General features: G+C 69.5%; 14 protein-coding genes. 11 read left to right on the top strand and 3 right to left on the bottom strand.

Annotated elements, in window-relative coordinates:
• Positions 1 to 108 precede the first annotated feature (108 nt).
• Positions 109 to 1,266, bottom strand: coding sequence for a low temperature requirement protein A (locus ACZZZB_RS10290; protein WP_463529623.1), 1,158 nt, complete (start codon positions 1,264 to 1,266; stop codon positions 109 to 111).
• Positions 1,267 to 1,388: 122 nt separating this feature from the next.
• Here ACZZZB_RS10290 and ACZZZB_RS10285 point away from each other — a divergent pair, with 122 nt between their 5' ends.
• From ACZZZB_RS10285 to ACZZZB_RS10265, 5 genes are read left to right on the top strand one after another with little or no spacing between them, the layout of a single operon-like run.
• The gene (locus tag ACZZZB_RS10285) at positions 1,389 to 2,465 is read left to right on the top strand and encodes an ABC transporter permease (protein ID WP_194642879.1); all 1,077 of its coding nucleotides are present in this window, start codon (positions 1,389 to 1,391) and stop codon (positions 2,463 to 2,465) included.
• On the top strand, positions 2,462 to 2,884 hold the full coding sequence (locus tag ACZZZB_RS10280) for a hypothetical protein (RefSeq protein ID WP_192018859.1): 423 nt from the start codon (positions 2,462 to 2,464) through the stop codon (positions 2,882 to 2,884). Before ACZZZB_RS10285 ends, ACZZZB_RS10280 begins: the two co-directional genes overlap by 4 nt.
• Positions 2,881 to 3,105, top strand: a complete 225-nt coding sequence (locus ACZZZB_RS10275; RefSeq protein WP_079704339.1) for a helix-turn-helix transcriptional regulator — start codon at positions 2,881 to 2,883, stop codon at positions 3,103 to 3,105. The genes ACZZZB_RS10280 and ACZZZB_RS10275 overlap by 4 nt, the downstream gene beginning before the upstream one ends.
• Positions 3,102 to 4,061, top strand: coding sequence for an ABC transporter ATP-binding protein (locus ACZZZB_RS10270; RefSeq protein ID WP_192018860.1), 960 nt, complete (start codon positions 3,102 to 3,104; stop codon positions 4,059 to 4,061). Before ACZZZB_RS10275 ends, ACZZZB_RS10270 begins: the two co-directional genes overlap by 4 nt.
• On the top strand, positions 4,058 to 4,831 hold the full coding sequence (locus ACZZZB_RS10265) for an ABC transporter permease (RefSeq protein ID WP_463529622.1): 774 nt from the start codon (positions 4,058 to 4,060) through the stop codon (positions 4,829 to 4,831). The genes ACZZZB_RS10270 and ACZZZB_RS10265 overlap by 4 nt, the downstream gene beginning before the upstream one ends.
• A gap of 24 nt (positions 4,832 to 4,855) precedes the next feature.
• Here the strand turns inward: ACZZZB_RS10265 and ACZZZB_RS10260 are convergent, their stop codons facing one another.
• Entirely contained in the window at positions 4,856 to 5,821 is a 966-nt protein-coding gene (locus ACZZZB_RS10260; RefSeq protein ID WP_192018862.1) for a LacI family DNA-binding transcriptional regulator, read from the bottom strand.
• 154 nt (positions 5,822 to 5,975) lie between these two features.
• Here ACZZZB_RS10260 and ACZZZB_RS10255 point away from each other — a divergent pair, with 154 nt between their 5' ends.
• From ACZZZB_RS10255 to ACZZZB_RS10230, 6 genes are all read left to right on the top strand, one after another.
• Positions 5,976 to 7,493, top strand: coding sequence for a mannitol dehydrogenase family protein (locus tag ACZZZB_RS10255; protein WP_463529621.1), 1,518 nt, complete (start codon positions 5,976 to 5,978; stop codon positions 7,491 to 7,493).
• Positions 7,490 to 8,494 carry an L-idonate 5-dehydrogenase gene (locus ACZZZB_RS10250; RefSeq protein ID WP_463529620.1) on the top strand — a complete coding sequence of 335 codons (1,005 nt, stop codon included), beginning with the start codon at positions 7,490 to 7,492 and terminating at the stop codon, positions 8,492 to 8,494. Before ACZZZB_RS10255 ends, ACZZZB_RS10250 begins: the two co-directional genes overlap by 4 nt.
• Positions 8,495 to 8,557: 63 nt before the next feature.
• Positions 8,558 to 9,949, top strand: a complete 1,392-nt coding sequence (locus tag ACZZZB_RS10245; protein WP_463529619.1) for an MFS transporter — start codon at positions 8,558 to 8,560, stop codon at positions 9,947 to 9,949.
• Between the two features lie 30 nt (positions 9,950 to 9,979).
• Positions 9,980 to 11,221 (top strand): D-mannonate dehydratase ManD, encoded by a 1,242-nt coding sequence (gene manD / locus ACZZZB_RS10240; protein ID WP_079704346.1) that lies wholly within the window; start codon positions 9,980 to 9,982, stop codon positions 11,219 to 11,221.
• 54 nt (positions 11,222 to 11,275) lie between these two features.
• Entirely contained in the window at positions 11,276 to 12,178 is a 903-nt protein-coding gene (rarD, locus tag ACZZZB_RS10235) for an EamA family transporter RarD (RefSeq protein ID WP_194642891.1), read from the top strand.
• A gap of 86 nt (positions 12,179 to 12,264) precedes the next feature.
• On the top strand, positions 12,265 to 12,546 hold the full coding sequence (locus ACZZZB_RS10230; RefSeq protein ID WP_194642893.1) for a hypothetical protein: 282 nt from the start codon (positions 12,265 to 12,267) through the stop codon (positions 12,544 to 12,546).
• Positions 12,547 to 12,624: 78 nt separating this feature from the next.
• Here the strand turns inward: ACZZZB_RS10230 and ACZZZB_RS10225 are convergent, their stop codons facing one another.
• Positions 12,625 to 13,647 (bottom strand): LacI family DNA-binding transcriptional regulator, encoded by a 1,023-nt coding sequence (locus tag ACZZZB_RS10225; protein WP_463529618.1) that lies wholly within the window; start codon positions 13,645 to 13,647, stop codon positions 12,625 to 12,627.
• Positions 13,648 to 13,785 lie beyond the last annotated feature (138 nt).

Here is a 13,785-nt window from a genome sequence, read left to right as displayed (position 1 = left end):
CGTCACGTGCCCGGTTCGGCGACGTGAAGTGCTCCGTGCAGCCGCTTCGAACGTGCAGTGAAGACATCCCGAAGGTCAGGATCCGACTGCTGCTGATGCATGGCCGCGTCACCGACGCCCGCGGATGCGCTGCACCTCCAGGACGAGGACGGCGAGCCCGACGGCGACTGCTGTCCCGAGGACGGTCACGATCGGCGCTGCCGCAGATGCGAGCACGGCTGCGGCGGCCAGGAGGAAGAGGACCGAGGCTGTCGTCGAGATCCTGTCGCGCAGGAGGACGACCCACACCGCGACCATGAACACCGACACGGGGACGGTCAGCGAGAACGACGCGTCGGAGGCGGTGAGGTGCTCGCCCGCGTGGGTCAGGAGGTCGAGCTCCACCTCGATCCCCGCCGAGACGGCACCGGCGGCGGCGAAGACGACGTAGTGGGCGTACCCGAAGGCGAACCCCTCGCGTGACGAGGTCAGCCGATCACCCTGCTCCCGGCTGAAGTAGATCCACCACATGCCGGCTGCGAGGACGATGCCGGCGAGGGCCAGGCCGACGAGCCCATCGATCCGCTCGTCGCTGTTGGCTGCGTCGATGATGGCGTTCGCCGACCCCAGCAGGCTCTCGCCCAGCAGGATGAGGGTGAACAGCCCGTATCGCTCCGCGACGTGATGCGGATGCCAGGGGGTGCGGTGGATGCGTTCGGCCCACACCGGTACGAGGACCTCCAGCAGCATGGCCGGCCAGAAGGTCCAGAACTGCCCCTCGACGGGCAGGGCGAGACGGGCGACCCAGAGCACCTGGACGAGGCTGATGCCGATGGCGAATCGGAGCGCGACCGCCCGTTGCTCGGGATCCGAGATCGCGAGGCGCACCCACTGCGCCACCATCGCCAATCGCATGATCACGTATCCCACGGTGATGATCGCCCACTGGCCGTCGACCATCGCGTCGTGCACCCCGGCGGCGAGGACGAGGACACCTGCCATTTGGACGATCGTCGTGAGGCGGTACAGCCAGTCGTCGGTGTCGAAGGCGGAGGCGAACCAGGTGAAGTTCATCCACGCCCACCAGATGGCGAAGAAGATCATCGCGTAGGAGACGGTCGTCTCCGCCGCGTGGCCCTCGACGATCCCGTGGTGGAGGTTCTGCGAGGCCTGGGACACGGCGACGACGAAGACGAGATCGAAGAGCAGCTCCAACGGGCTCGCCACCCGGTGCCCCTCACCGGGGTCGCGGCCGGTCATACGGAGGAGACCCAGTCGGTTCAGCACGATCCCATCCTGCCGTGCCTGTCGTTGCCAAGGAAGCTTGACACATCACCGGATGACAAGCATGCTTGACGTATGTCAGGTCTCCTTGTCATTTCGACCCCGATCGTCCAGGTGCGCCGACGATGACGGCGGACGACACGTCGGCCCGACGCGGTGGCGCCGCGTTCCGGCGGCTGGCGTCGATGAGCGCTCGCGACGTGCTCCGGAGCCCGCTCACCGGGATCTCGATGTGGTTCATGACCGGCATCATCCTCGTGATCTACGTCTCCATGTGGCTCGCGTTCGTCGTCCTGGGCCCTGCTCCGGTCGTCGCGCTGGACACGGACGACCCGGGAGTCTCGTCGGCGCTGGAACGGGCCGGTGTGCGGGTGGTCGCCGACGGCGCTCCCGATCGGAACACGCGGGTGACCGTGCACGAGGGGCGCGCCCTGGTCGTGCTCGACGCCGCGGACCAGGCTGCGTGGGACCCGATCTGGCGAGGGCTGCGCGACGCAGGCGTCCCGGCCCACGGGGTGACGGTGACGGACGACGAGGGCGATGTGAAGATCGACCCGCTCCAGGAGAACCTCGGCATCGTGGTCCTGGTCGGCGTCGCGAGCCTGGCGTTCATCGGGACGACCGTCCCACTCGTGGCGATGCGGGAGCGCGGGCTGCTCCGGCTGCTCGGCGTGACGCCGCTCCGCCGGTCGACCTTCCTCCTCGCCCAGCTCCCCTTGCGCGCGCTGGTGGCGGTGGGGATCCTGGTGCTGACGACCGGGATCGCAGTCTGGCGCAGGTACGTCGACGGTGTGGACCTCCTCGCCCTGGGGGTCTCGTTCCTCCTCGGAGCGGCGATGCTGTTCGCTCTGGCGCTGGTGTTCGCCGCCCGATCGCGGAACGCCGAGGCGACACAACAGACGATGGTGATGGTGACGATCGGGCTCGTGTTCGCGTCGGGTGGGCTCCTGCCGCAGTCCATCCTCCCCGCCGCCGTGCAGGTCGCCATGAACTGCCTGCCGACCACCTGGTTCGTCGCCGCCGCGAGTGCCTCACTGACCGGGGCCGAACCGTTCCTCCCCGTCCCCGCGCTCTGGGGGCTCATGTCGCTCGTCACCGTCGCAGCAGGCGTGCTCGCCGTGCGGTGGTTCGAGTGGGATCAGTCCGAGCGCGATGGGTGGACGACCACGATGTCCGACACGCAACGAGAGGTGGCAGCATGAACGAACACACGACACGGGGATCGACGCCGCAGGAGCGTCGTGCGTCCCGCAGATACATGTGGGAGATCGCGGCCGGTGCCGTCGGGTTCCTCGTGACGTTCCTCTTCCTGCCGGAGCTGTTCCCCACCGAGCCGGGATCGCCCGCAGCCGTCGCGGTCGCACTCGTCCCGCTCGTGCCGGTGGTGTGGATCGTGATCGCCCTCATCCGGCACGTGCGCCGTGTCGACGAACTGCAGCGCGGAGTGATCGTGCTGAGTCTCGCGATCGGGTTCGGCGCGGCGATGCTGATCAGCCTCGCGGTCGTGTTCCTGTCGACCGCCGGTGTCGTCGTCCCCCAGCCGGAATGGTGGGTGTTCATCGGCGGGATGGCGGTCTGGGGCGTGACCATCGGTGTCGTCTCCTTCCGGGCCACCCGATGAAGAACGACGTCCGCGCCCTGCGCACCGAACGCGGGTGGACCCAGGTCCAGTTCGCTGAAGCACTCGGCGTCTCCAGGCAGACGGTGAACGCGCTCGAGACCGGGCGCTACGACCCCTCCCTGCCGTTGGCGTTCCGGGTCTCCGCACTGCTCTCCCGCCCGATCGAGGAGATCTTCTTCCCGGGTGAACACGATGCCCCGCCGTCTGGAGGACGACGATGAACGGATCGGACCGAGTGGTCGTCACCGTCGACCGGCTCAGCAAGCGCTACGGCGACCGGAGCGTCCTGCGCGACGTCTCCCTCCGGGTCCACGCGGGCGAGGTGTTCGGCCTGCTGGGACCGAACGGCGCCGGGAAGACCACCACGCTCGAGACCATCGTCGGACTCCGCCGTCCCACCGACGGAACCGTCCGGGTGCTCGGACGAGACCCGTCGATCGACCGCCGATACGTGACCGAGCGGATGGCGGTGCAGCCGCAGGCCGCCACCCTGTTCCCGACGCTGACGGCCGCGGAGACGCTCGACCTCTTCGCGTCGTTCTACCGCGACGTGCGGCGCCCCGAGGAGGTCTTGGACGAGCTCGACCTGGGGGAGGCACGGCGCGTGCGCGTCAAGCACCTCTCAGGCGGCCAGGAGCGTCGCCTGCTGATCGCCATCGCGTTGATCGGCAATCCCGAGATCGTCGTCCTCGACGAGCCGTCGGCTGGACTCGACCCGCAGGCTCGACGGAACCTCTGGGGCATCATCCGGCGCCAGCAGGAGCGCGGGACCACGATCCTGCTCTCGACGCACCACATGGACGAGGCCACCCAGGTCTGCGACCGGATCGCCGTCCTCGTGGACGGCTCGATCGCCGCCTCGGGGGAGCCGGAGACCCTGGTCCGGGAACACGCCGCGACGGCCACGGTGACCTTCGAGGTCCCCGGCCGGACCACCGCGGACGAGTTGCGTTCCCACGACATCCCCGGCGAGATCACCGTGACGGCGAAGGGCGCCGTCAGCCTGGTCGGGATCGTGACCGACGACCCCGACGCCGTGTTGCGCCGACTCACCTTCTCCACCGGTCTCAGACCGCGCGGGTTCCGAGTGGCGCACGGGTCACTCGAGGATCTCTTCATCGATCTCGCGAATCGGCCGACGTCTGCAGCCGAGGGCGACCGGGCCCACAGCCCATGAGCACGACGCATGCGTTCCCAGCGCAGGTCCGGAGCTTCGCCGCGGCCCACGCGCGTGACCTCGTCCGGGACCCGCGCTCGATCATCGCGCTCGTGGCGAGTTTCCTGGCCTTGATCGGACTGCTCTGGGGTGTGGACGCCCTCGTGGCGACGGCGTCCGGCACCCCGGCCGGCGTGCTGGAGCGAGGCCTCCCGCTCGTTTCGAGCACGGGCTTGATGGCGATCGCGTTCATGCTCACCACGGTCCCGCTGGTCCGGCATCGCAGCACCGGCCTGCTGCGGGCGCTGTCGACCTCGCCGGCCCGACGCGACGCGTACCTGCTCGGACACCTGCCGATCCGTGTGGGGATGGTCGTCGGCGAGGCCGCGGTGATCCTCGCCCTGGCCGCTTGGACGGTGCCGACCCGTCCGCTCTCCGATCTCGTCGCGGTCGCCGTCACGATGCTGCTCGGCGGCGCGATGCTGCTCGGCTTCGGCTATCTCCTCGCCGCCCGGCTGTCGAACCCGGACATCGCCATGCAACTCGCGTACCTGCTGCCGATGCTCGCTCTGGCCACGTCCGGGGCCCTCTTCCCGCTCGCGTTCCTTCCGGAGTGGGTCGCCGGTCTCTTCCGGCTCCTGCCCACGACCTGGATCGTCGGCGCGCTCGAGGCGACCATCTCCCAAGGCCCTCAGCCCGTACCGCTCGCGGTGGTCTGGAGCCTGATGGCGGCGTGCGCGCTCGTGTCGGGTCTCGCGGCCGCCCGGCTCCACCGATGGGACGCCGGCTGATCGGCGAAGCTGCCGTCCGTCGCTTCAGGCCCGGCGCGGGGGTGCCGTCGAGTCGCGCACGATGAGCTGCGAGTCGAGACTCGCGACCGAACGGGGCGACCCTCCGGCCATGGCGTGGAGCAGCACCTCGACCGCCAACGACCCGCACCGGTTGATCGCGAGCCGCACGGTGGTGAGACCGGGCTGGCGGATGGACGCCATCTCGATGTCGTCGGTGCCGATGATGCTGAGGTCCTCGGGGCAGCGCTTGCCCATCGACGTGATCCCGGCGTCGATGCCGAGGGCGACGAGGTCGTTGTAGGCGATGACCGCCGTCGCGCCGCTCGCCACGATCGTGGCCGCTGCGGCGAGGCCGCCCTGGATCGAGGCCGCCTGGTGGCCCAGGCGGGTGAACTCGATGTCGAGCTGTGCACATGCCGCCGCGACCGCGTCGCCACGGCGGAGGTCCGCCCAGGAGTGCTTCGGACCGGCCGCGTAGGCGATGTGTCGGTGACCCAGGGCGGCGAGGTGCTCGACCGCCTGCCGTGGCCCGCTCTCGGTGTCCATCACGACGTAGGGCAGGCCGTCGATGATGCGGTTGACCACCACGACCGGGGTGTCGCCGACGAGCGCGCGGATCTCGTCGTCCGGGAGGCGTGGCGAGCAGAGGAGCATCCCGTTGAGCTTCCGCGCCAGTTCCAGCTGCTCGTGCTCCCGATGCAGGTCCTCATCGGTGTCGAACAACACCGGGCGGTGGCGTCCCTGCCAGGCCTGGGCGTGGACGCCCTTCAGGAGTGTCGCGTAGACCGGGCTGGCGATGTCGGGGACGATGACGCCGAAGGTCTTCTCCGCCGTCGAGCCGTTCGGGTTCGAGTACCCGAGGTCCGCCGCCGCCGTGAGGACCCGCTCGAGCGTCGCGTTCGCAAGGCGATCCGGCTCGCCGAACGCCCGCGACGCGGTGGCGATGGAGACGCCCGCGTGACGGGCGACATCGGTGAGGGTGGCGGTCACGGTTGATCCTTCGCGGGGTCGGGTGTACTCATGATGCGGCATCGCGCTGCCATGAAACTACTTGACAAACTTTGTACAAACCATTCAGAATCACTTTCATGATGATCGACGCGGATCTCCTCCAGCCGACGACGCAGTGCCCCGAGGCTCGGCGATGACGGCCCTGCCGCCGCGACTGGGCGCCGGTTCGGGCCCGCGTCCGGAGCACCCGGAACCGTCCGCCGCCGGCATCCTGCACCTCGGCCTCGGCAACTTCCACCGAGCGCACCAGGCCGTCTACACGGCGGCTGCGCTCAGCGCGGGCAGCGATGAATGGGGCATCGTCGGTGTCGCATCCCGGTCCCGAGCGGTCGTCGACGCCATGCAAGCGCAGGATCTCCGCTACACGGTCGCCGAGATCTCACCCACCGGGGCCTCGTTCTCCGTGCCTGCGGTGCACACCGACGTGTTCGTCGCGACGGAGGATCCGGAGCGCGTGGTCGGTACCCTCGCGGACGACCGCATCCGGGTCGTCACGCTGACCGTGACGGAGCACGGCTACAGCGCCTCACCGTCGACCGGCCTCCTCGACCTGAACGACCCGCTGATCGCAGCCGACCTCCGGGGAGGTGCCCCGCAGACGACCATCGGCCAGCTCGCTCGCGGTCTGCAGCGGCGGGCTTCCGGCAGCGGTGCCCCGATCACGATCCTGAGCTGCGACAACCTGAGCGAGAACGGCGCTCGCACGGAGGCGCTCGTCCGAGCCTTCCTCTCCGAACTGCGCGGCACCGAGGGCGCGGAAGCGCTCGCCTACCTCGACAGCGCGGTCGCCTTCCCGTCCAGCATGGTCGACCGCATCGTCCCGGCGACGACCTCGCAACTGCGCGAGCTCGTGGCAGCCCGCCTCGGCGTCCGGGACGACGCACCCGTCTCCGCCGAACCGTTCACGATGTGGGCGATCGAAGACCGCTTCGCCGCTGCGCGTCCCGCCTGGGAGGCCGGAGGCGCCGTGTTCACCGACGAGGTGGGGGCGTACGAGCAGATGAAGGTGCGGCTCCTCAACGGGACTCACTCGCTCATCGCCTACCTCGGTGCGCTCCGCGGGGTGGCCACGATCTCGGAGTCGATCGCCGACACCGCCGTCGAATCCGCCGCACTGGCGATCCTCCGCGACGAGTACGAACCGTCCGTGCGGTTCCCGTCCGGCGTCGACGTCCGCACGTATGAGCGGCAGCTCTTCGAACGCTGGGCCAACCACGCCCTCGGGCACCGCACGGCGCAGGTGGGCACCGACGGATCGGTGAAGCTCCGCCAGCGCATCCCGGAACCCGCCCTCCGCCTGCTCGAGGCCGGATCCGTTCCGCACCTCATCGCCCTCACGGTCGCGGCCTACCTGTCCTGCATCGCCCCGATGCCGGGGTTCGACCCCGGTCCGCACGCGCGCGCCATGGTCGATCCGGCCCGCGAGGAGCTCGCCCGGCTGGCGGACACGTCGACGGACGGCCGGCACCTCGCGCAGCGGGTGATCGCCGAGCTGCACCACTTTGGGCAGGACCTCGCCGAGCAGCCGACCTTCGTCTCGCGGGTCGGCGAACTGATCGACACCATCCGCCGACACGGCGTCGACGCGGCCATCCGCGACAGCATCGCCGCCTCGCAGGCACCCATGACCACGACAGGAGCCAACCGATGAAGACGCTCGCGATCCACGGCGCGGAGGACATCCGCTGGGAGGACGCCCCCACCCCGGAACCACGCGACGGCGAGGTCCGCCTCCGGGTGCGGTACGTCGGTATCTGCGGTTCCGACCTGCACTACTACTTCAACGGAGCGAACGGCGAATACGTCATCCGCGAACCACTCACCCCCGGCCACGAGCTCTCGGCCGTCGTCGACGTGGACCCCTCAGGGCGGCTCGCCCCCGGCACCCGGGTCACCGTGCACCCGGCGCGCTACGGCCCGAGCCTGCCGGGGCTCGAGGACCGCCCACACCTGCGACCTGGCGGCGACTACCTCGGGAGCGCCGCGGCGAACCCGCACCGACAGGGTGGGGCCTCGGAGTACCTGATCGTCGAACACTCGATGGTGCGCGTCCTCCCCGACGGGCTCCCGCTCGAGCGGGCGGCGCTCGCCGAACCCCTCGCGGTCGCCATGCACGCGGTCGGGCTGGCAGGTGACGTGCGCGGTGCGCGGGTCCTCGTCATCGGTGCCGGGCCCATCGGTCTGCTCGTGATCGCCGCGGCCGGCCGGGCCGGTGCAGCGACGATCGCGGCGAGCGACATGCGCGAACAGGCATTGGAACGCGCCGCGACCGTGGGAGCCGGTGAGCTCCTGCTCGTGGGTCGCGACGCCGTCGCCGACGAGTCCTACGACGTCGTCTTCGAATGCTCGGGCGCGCCGGTCGCCCTGACCCAGGCGGTCCGGGCCGCGAGACGAGGCGGGTCGATCGTGCAGGTCGGCATGCTCCCCGACGCCGACAGCCCGATCAACCTCGCCCCCATGCTCGCCAAGGAGCTCACCATCCGCGGCGCGTTCCGCTTCTCCACCGAGATCGACGACGCGATCGCGTTCCTCGCCGAGGGCGATCTCCTCGACGCCGTCGTGACCCAGGTCATCCCAGCCGAAGAGGCGGTCGACGCCTTCGCCGTCGCTCGGGACTCGTCCCGCTCGGCGAAGGTACTCCTCGCCTTCTGAGCCACCCGCCGCACACTCCCACCCCCACTTCCGCTGCATCCCGTAGGTCCGAAGGAGTACCTCATGTCAGAACCCAAATCGTCCGTCGCCACCAGCGACCCCACCGCGAACCGATCCGTCCGCGACCTCGTGAGAGCCGCCATCTCCGGGTGGCTCGGCACCGCGCTCGAGTTCATGGACTACCAGCTCTACTCGCTGGCCGCCGCGCTCGTGTTCGCCGACCTCTTCTTCTCCAACGAGGACCCGGCCATGGCCGTCGTCGCCGCGATGGCGACGTACGGGGTCGGCTACGTCGCCCGTCCGGTCGGCGCGTTCTTCTTCGCCCGGCTCGGCGACAAGACCGGCCGGACCAAGGTCCTCTTCTACACGATCCTGCTCATGGGCCTGTCGACGACGCTCATCGGATTCCTGCCGACCTACTCGCAGGTGGGCCTCCTCGCGCCGATCCTGCTGGTCCTCCTGCGGATCGCGCAGGGCTTCGGAGCCGGTGCCGAGATCTCGGGCGCCGGCGTCATGCTCGCCGAGTACGCCCCGGCCAAGCGACGCGGCATCATCGCGTCGCTCGTGGCGCTCGGGACCAACTGCGGCACCCTGCTCGCCTCCGCGCTGTGGGCCGGTCTGCTCCTGGCGTTCAGTGAGGACGAGGTCATCGCCTGGGCCTGGCGCATCCCCTTCATCGGCAGCGTCGTGATCATGCTCTTCGCGGTCTGGGTCCGCTTCAACCTCAAGGAGAGCCCGGTCTTCGAGGAGCGCGACGACGTCGTCGACGGCAAGGCGCTCACCAAGCAGGAGACCATCGCCCTCGCGACCGAGACCGGCAACCTCCGCACGCTCGAGGCCATGAACCGCAAGCCGATCAAGGCGTTCAGCATCGCGCTCCTGCTGCGGTTCGGTCAGGCCGGCAACTCGGGACTCGTCCAGACGTACCTCATCAGCTACATCACCGTCGTCCTGCTGCTGGACCGGTCGATCGGTGTCAACGCCGTCATCGTCTCCTCGCTCGTCGCCTTCATCACCGTGCCGCTCTCCGGCTGGCTCGGTGACCGGTACGGACGGAAGCGCATGTACATGGTGTGGGCGATCATCGCGCTCATCATCATCGTCCCGACCATGCTCATGATCCACAGCAAGGACACCGTCCAGGTGTTCGTCGGCTACGTCGTCCTGCACAACCTGGCCGTGATGAGCTTCGCGTCGCTCGAGAACCTGACCCTGCCGGAACTCTTCGGCGCGCGGAACCGCTACACCTACACGGCGATGGCCCGGGAGATCGCCGCGATCGTGGCGACCGGCGCGGGTCCCGTCATCGCCGCCGCCTGGGTGTCCGCCGCCACCGGTTCGTTCATCCCGATCATCATCATGCTCGGCGTCTTCACCCTCTGCGCCCTGGTCGCGTCCATCTGGATGCCCGAGGTAGCCGGTCGGGACCTCACCGACCCGCGCGACGCCATCTGACCGGCATCCGACCTCCTCGAAAGGAACCTCATGAGCATCGAACGCGCGGACGTCATCGTCACGAGTCCCGGCCGGAACTTCGTCACCCTGAAGATCACCACCAGCGACGGTGTCGTGGGCTGGGGCGACGCGACCCTCAACGGGCGCGAGCTCGCTGTCGCGTCGTACCTCGGCGACCACGTCGCGTCGATGCTGATCGGCCGCGATGAGGACCGCATCGAGGACACCTGGCAGTACCTGTACCGCGGACCCTACTGGCGGCGCGGCCCCGTCACGATGGCGGCCATCGCCGCGGTGGACATGGCGCTCTGGGACATCAAGGCCAAGAAGGCCGGGGTGCCGTTGTACCAGCTGCTCGGCGGCGCGAGTCGGTCGGGGATCCGGGCGTACGCCCACGCCTCGGGGACGGACTACCAGGCGCTCGCCAACGCGATCACCGGGTACCAGGAGCTCGGGTTCACCGCGGTGCGCGTGCAGACCGGTGTGCCGGGGCTCGGGCAGGTGTACGGGGTGTCCGCCTCAGGGCCCGGCGTCCGCTACGACTACGAGCCGGCGAAGCGCGCGGCGGACGGCTCGGCGGCCACGGCACCGACCGAGGAGTCCTGGGACACCGCCGGCTATCTCGCGCACATGCCGGGCGTCTTCGAACGGATCCGCGAGGACTTCGGGACGGGCCTCCGGATCCTGCATGACGGACACCACCGCATGTCGCCGATCGAGGCCGCCCGGTTCGCGAAGGACATCGAGCCGTACAAGCTCTTCTGGCTCGAGGACTGCACACCGGGGGAGGACCAGACCGCCCTGCGACTCGTCCGCCAGCACTCGACCACGCCGCTGGCGATCGGCGAGGTCTTCAACTCGGTGTACGACTACCAGACCCTCATCACCGAGCGCCTCATCGACTACGTCCGCTCGGCGGTGACGCACACCGGTGGCATCACGGCGATGAAGAAACTGCTCGACTTCGCGGCGATCTACGGGATCCGTTCCGGCATCCACGGCCCCACCGACATCTCGCCCATCGGGATGGCCGCAGCGCTGCACCTCGACCTCGCGATCCACAACTTCGGGATCCAGGAGTACATGCCGCACAACGAGCAGACCCTCGAGGTGTTCCAGACCTCCTTCACCTTCGACGACGGCTTCCTGCACCCCGGCGAGCAGCCCGGCCTCGGCGTCGAACTCGACGAGGACGCGGCCGCCGCATTCGAGTACACGAAGGCGTACCTGCCGGTGAACCGGCTGACGGACGGCACCGTCCACGACTGGTGAGTGGCGGCGGCATAGCATCGGCCGGCGGTCGCGCCGACGATAGGGTGAGGACCCGTGACGGCCGCCCTTCCCCCTGAGCATCGCGAGACGACGCCCCGCGGGGTCCTCGTCTCCGTCGTCGCCTCGTTCCTGTTCGCGGCGCTGTTCTTCCTGCCACCGCTGCTGGAGCCGTTCGGGGCGAACGAGATCTTCGCCTGGCGCGTGATCGCGACGGTGCCGGTGCTGGCGACGCTCATCGCGGTGTTCGGGTGGTGGCGGGACGTCCGCGACATCGCGGTCCGTCTCGCACGTCGTCCGCTCCTCGTCCTCGTGGTCGTCCTCGACGGGCTCCTGTTGTCCCTGCAGCTGTGGCTCTTCGGTTGGGCACCGCAGACGGGGCACGGGCTGGAACTCGCGCTCGGCTACCTGCTGATGCCACTGGCGATGGTCGTGGTCGGCGTCGTCCTGCATCGGGAGCGACTCGCACCGCTCCGGATCGCTGCGGTCGCTGCAGCCGCCATCGGCGTCACCGCCGCGATCGTCGTGGCCGGTGGGTTGTCCTGGGCGACCATCGCGGTCGCCGTCGGCTACCCGGTGTACTTCGCGATCCGGCGCCGAGCCGGGCTCGACTCCATCGGTGCGTTCTGCTTCGAGCTGGCGGTCCTCGTCCCCGTCGCAATCGTGCTGGCGCTGCAACCGGCCTCACTCGCCGTCCTGGCCGCGCACCCGCAGCTGGGCTGGGGGATCGTGCTCCTCGGGGTGATCGGTGGCGTCGCCCTCGTGCTGTACCTCGTCGCGAGTCGCCTGCTGTCGTTCGGCGTCTTCGGACTGCTCAGCTACCTGGAACCGGTGCTGCTGGTCCTCGTGGCGGTCCTGCTCCTCGGCGAATCCCTGACGTTCGCCGACGGGTTCGTCTACGGCCCGATCGTGGCGGCCCTCGTGCTCTTGGGGCTCGAGACCGTGCGACGCCCGCGCTGACCGCCGTCCACCAGCACGGCGCGTCGCCGCGAACCTGTGAAGTCAAGCCTCGGGACGCGTTCCGCGAGCGCGCCTAACCTGATGGCATGGTTACGAAGCATGCTCCAGCACTGTCGCTCGAGTCGCCGTTTCCTCCAGCGCGAGACTCGTCCGAACGGCACCACGTCGTCCCGATCGGTGCCCGGCAATGGCGGATCTCGAACGACGCCGATCCCTCCTCACCCGAATGTTGTCTCGCATACGTCGAGGCACAGGGCGCCGGTTACGACGTCCTCATCGTGGCGCCCAGCCCGCCTGAATGGCTGCATGTGGACACCTTCGACGAGGCCAAGCGCGCCGCGATCCGACGGCCGTCACCGCAGCTCTGAGTCGCTCCTCCGGCATTCGTTCGCCCATTCTTGGGCGACGGAGTGCTGGTTCGCCCAGGAATGGGCGAACGAACGGGTTCAGACGCTCCCGCGACGCACGATCGACGTGGGGACGAACGAGCCGACCGGCGAGATGTTCTCGCCCCGGAGCTGCGCGAGGAGCACCTCCGCCGCGCGCTGACCGACGGCCGCCGCCGGCTGGTGGACGGTGGTGAGCGGCGGGTGGCAACGGAGCGCCCACGCCGAGTCGTCGAAGCCGACGACCGACACGTCCTCCGGCACACTCCGCCCTGCCGCACGGAGGGCTTCGAGCGCTCCGGCCGCGACGGCGTCCGAAGCCGCGAACACGCCGTCGACGGCCGGCTCCCGGCGCAGCAGTTCCGACATGCCGGCGAAGCCGTCCTGGTGCGAGTAGAGCGGGACCTCCACGACGAGTCGTTCGTCGAAGCGGTCGCCGAGCGCATCGCGGAATCCGGCGAGTCGGTCGGAGCCGGAATCCCGGTCGAGGGCCGCCGCGATCATGCCGATGTGCCGTCGGCCGGCGCCGATCAGCTCACCGGTGATGTCGACCGATGCCGACCGGTTGTCGATCCCGACGAAGGGGAGCTCACGGAGGTCGGGCGGGTGGCCCACGAAGGTCGCCGGGAGGCCGAGGCGTTCGATGACGCGCGTGATCGGGTCGTTCTGGCGCGCGGACACCATGATCACCCCGTCGACGAAGCCGCCCGAGAGGTACCGGGTGATGCGATCGGTGTCGCGCTCGGAGTCGACGACCAGACAGACGAGCTGGTGGTCGGCCTGTGACAGGGCCTCGTTCGCCCCGAGCAGGATGTTGCCGATGTTGGGATCGTCGACGAACAGGCTGTGCGGCTCGTGGACGACGAACCCGACGGCCTGGGTGCGCTGCATGACGAGGTTCCGGGCGGCCGTGTTCGGCACGTAGCCGACCTTCTCGATGGCGGCCTCGATCGCCTCGCGCGCTTCGGCCGACACGTAGCGCTCGCCGTTGACGACCCGGCTGACCGTGCCCCGGGAGACGCCGGCTTCGACGGCGACATCGTGCACCGTCGCTCGCTTGCGTCGGGTCGGCGGAGGGGTCACGGCTCCACCCTAGCGCCGGTCCGGGCGGCCTTCGGCGGGCTCCGTGTTGACAGATTCAGAAACGCACGCCTACTCTGTGTACGTTCACAGACTCTCAACGTGGAGTTGTCACTCTTCGATCTGTGCACGTTCACAGAT

The organism is Plantibacter sp. AC185 (genome assembly GCF_979258065.1).
This window is presented reverse-complemented; position numbering and strand designations above follow the sequence as displayed.

Bases quoted from the DNA above. Each gene is read 5' to 3' on its own strand.
- ACZZZB_RS10285 (WP_194642879.1), top strand. From the start codon at position 1,389: ATGACGGCGGACGACACGTCGGCCCGACGCGGTGGCGCCGCGTTCCGG.
- ACZZZB_RS10280 (WP_192018859.1), top strand. From the start codon at position 2,462: ATGAACGAACACACGACACGGGGATCGACGCCGCAGGAGCGTCGTGCG.
- ACZZZB_RS10275 (WP_079704339.1), top strand. From the start codon at position 2,881: ATGAAGAACGACGTCCGCGCCCTGCGCACCGAACGCGGGTGGACCCAG.
- ACZZZB_RS10270 (WP_192018860.1), top strand. From the start codon at position 3,102: ATGAACGGATCGGACCGAGTGGTCGTCACCGTCGACCGGCTCAGCAAG.
- ACZZZB_RS10265 (WP_463529622.1), top strand. From the start codon at position 4,058: ATGAGCACGACGCATGCGTTCCCAGCGCAGGTCCGGAGCTTCGCCGCG.
- ACZZZB_RS10255 (WP_463529621.1), top strand. From the start codon at position 5,976: ATGACGGCCCTGCCGCCGCGACTGGGCGCCGGTTCGGGCCCGCGTCCG.
- ACZZZB_RS10250 (WP_463529620.1), top strand. From the start codon at position 7,490: ATGAAGACGCTCGCGATCCACGGCGCGGAGGACATCCGCTGGGAGGAC.
- ACZZZB_RS10245 (WP_463529619.1), top strand. From the start codon at position 8,558: ATGTCAGAACCCAAATCGTCCGTCGCCACCAGCGACCCCACCGCGAAC.
- manD (WP_079704346.1), top strand. From the start codon at position 9,980: ATGAGCATCGAACGCGCGGACGTCATCGTCACGAGTCCCGGCCGGAAC.
- ACZZZB_RS10230 (WP_194642893.1), top strand. From the start codon at position 12,265: ATGGTTACGAAGCATGCTCCAGCACTGTCGCTCGAGTCGCCGTTTCCT.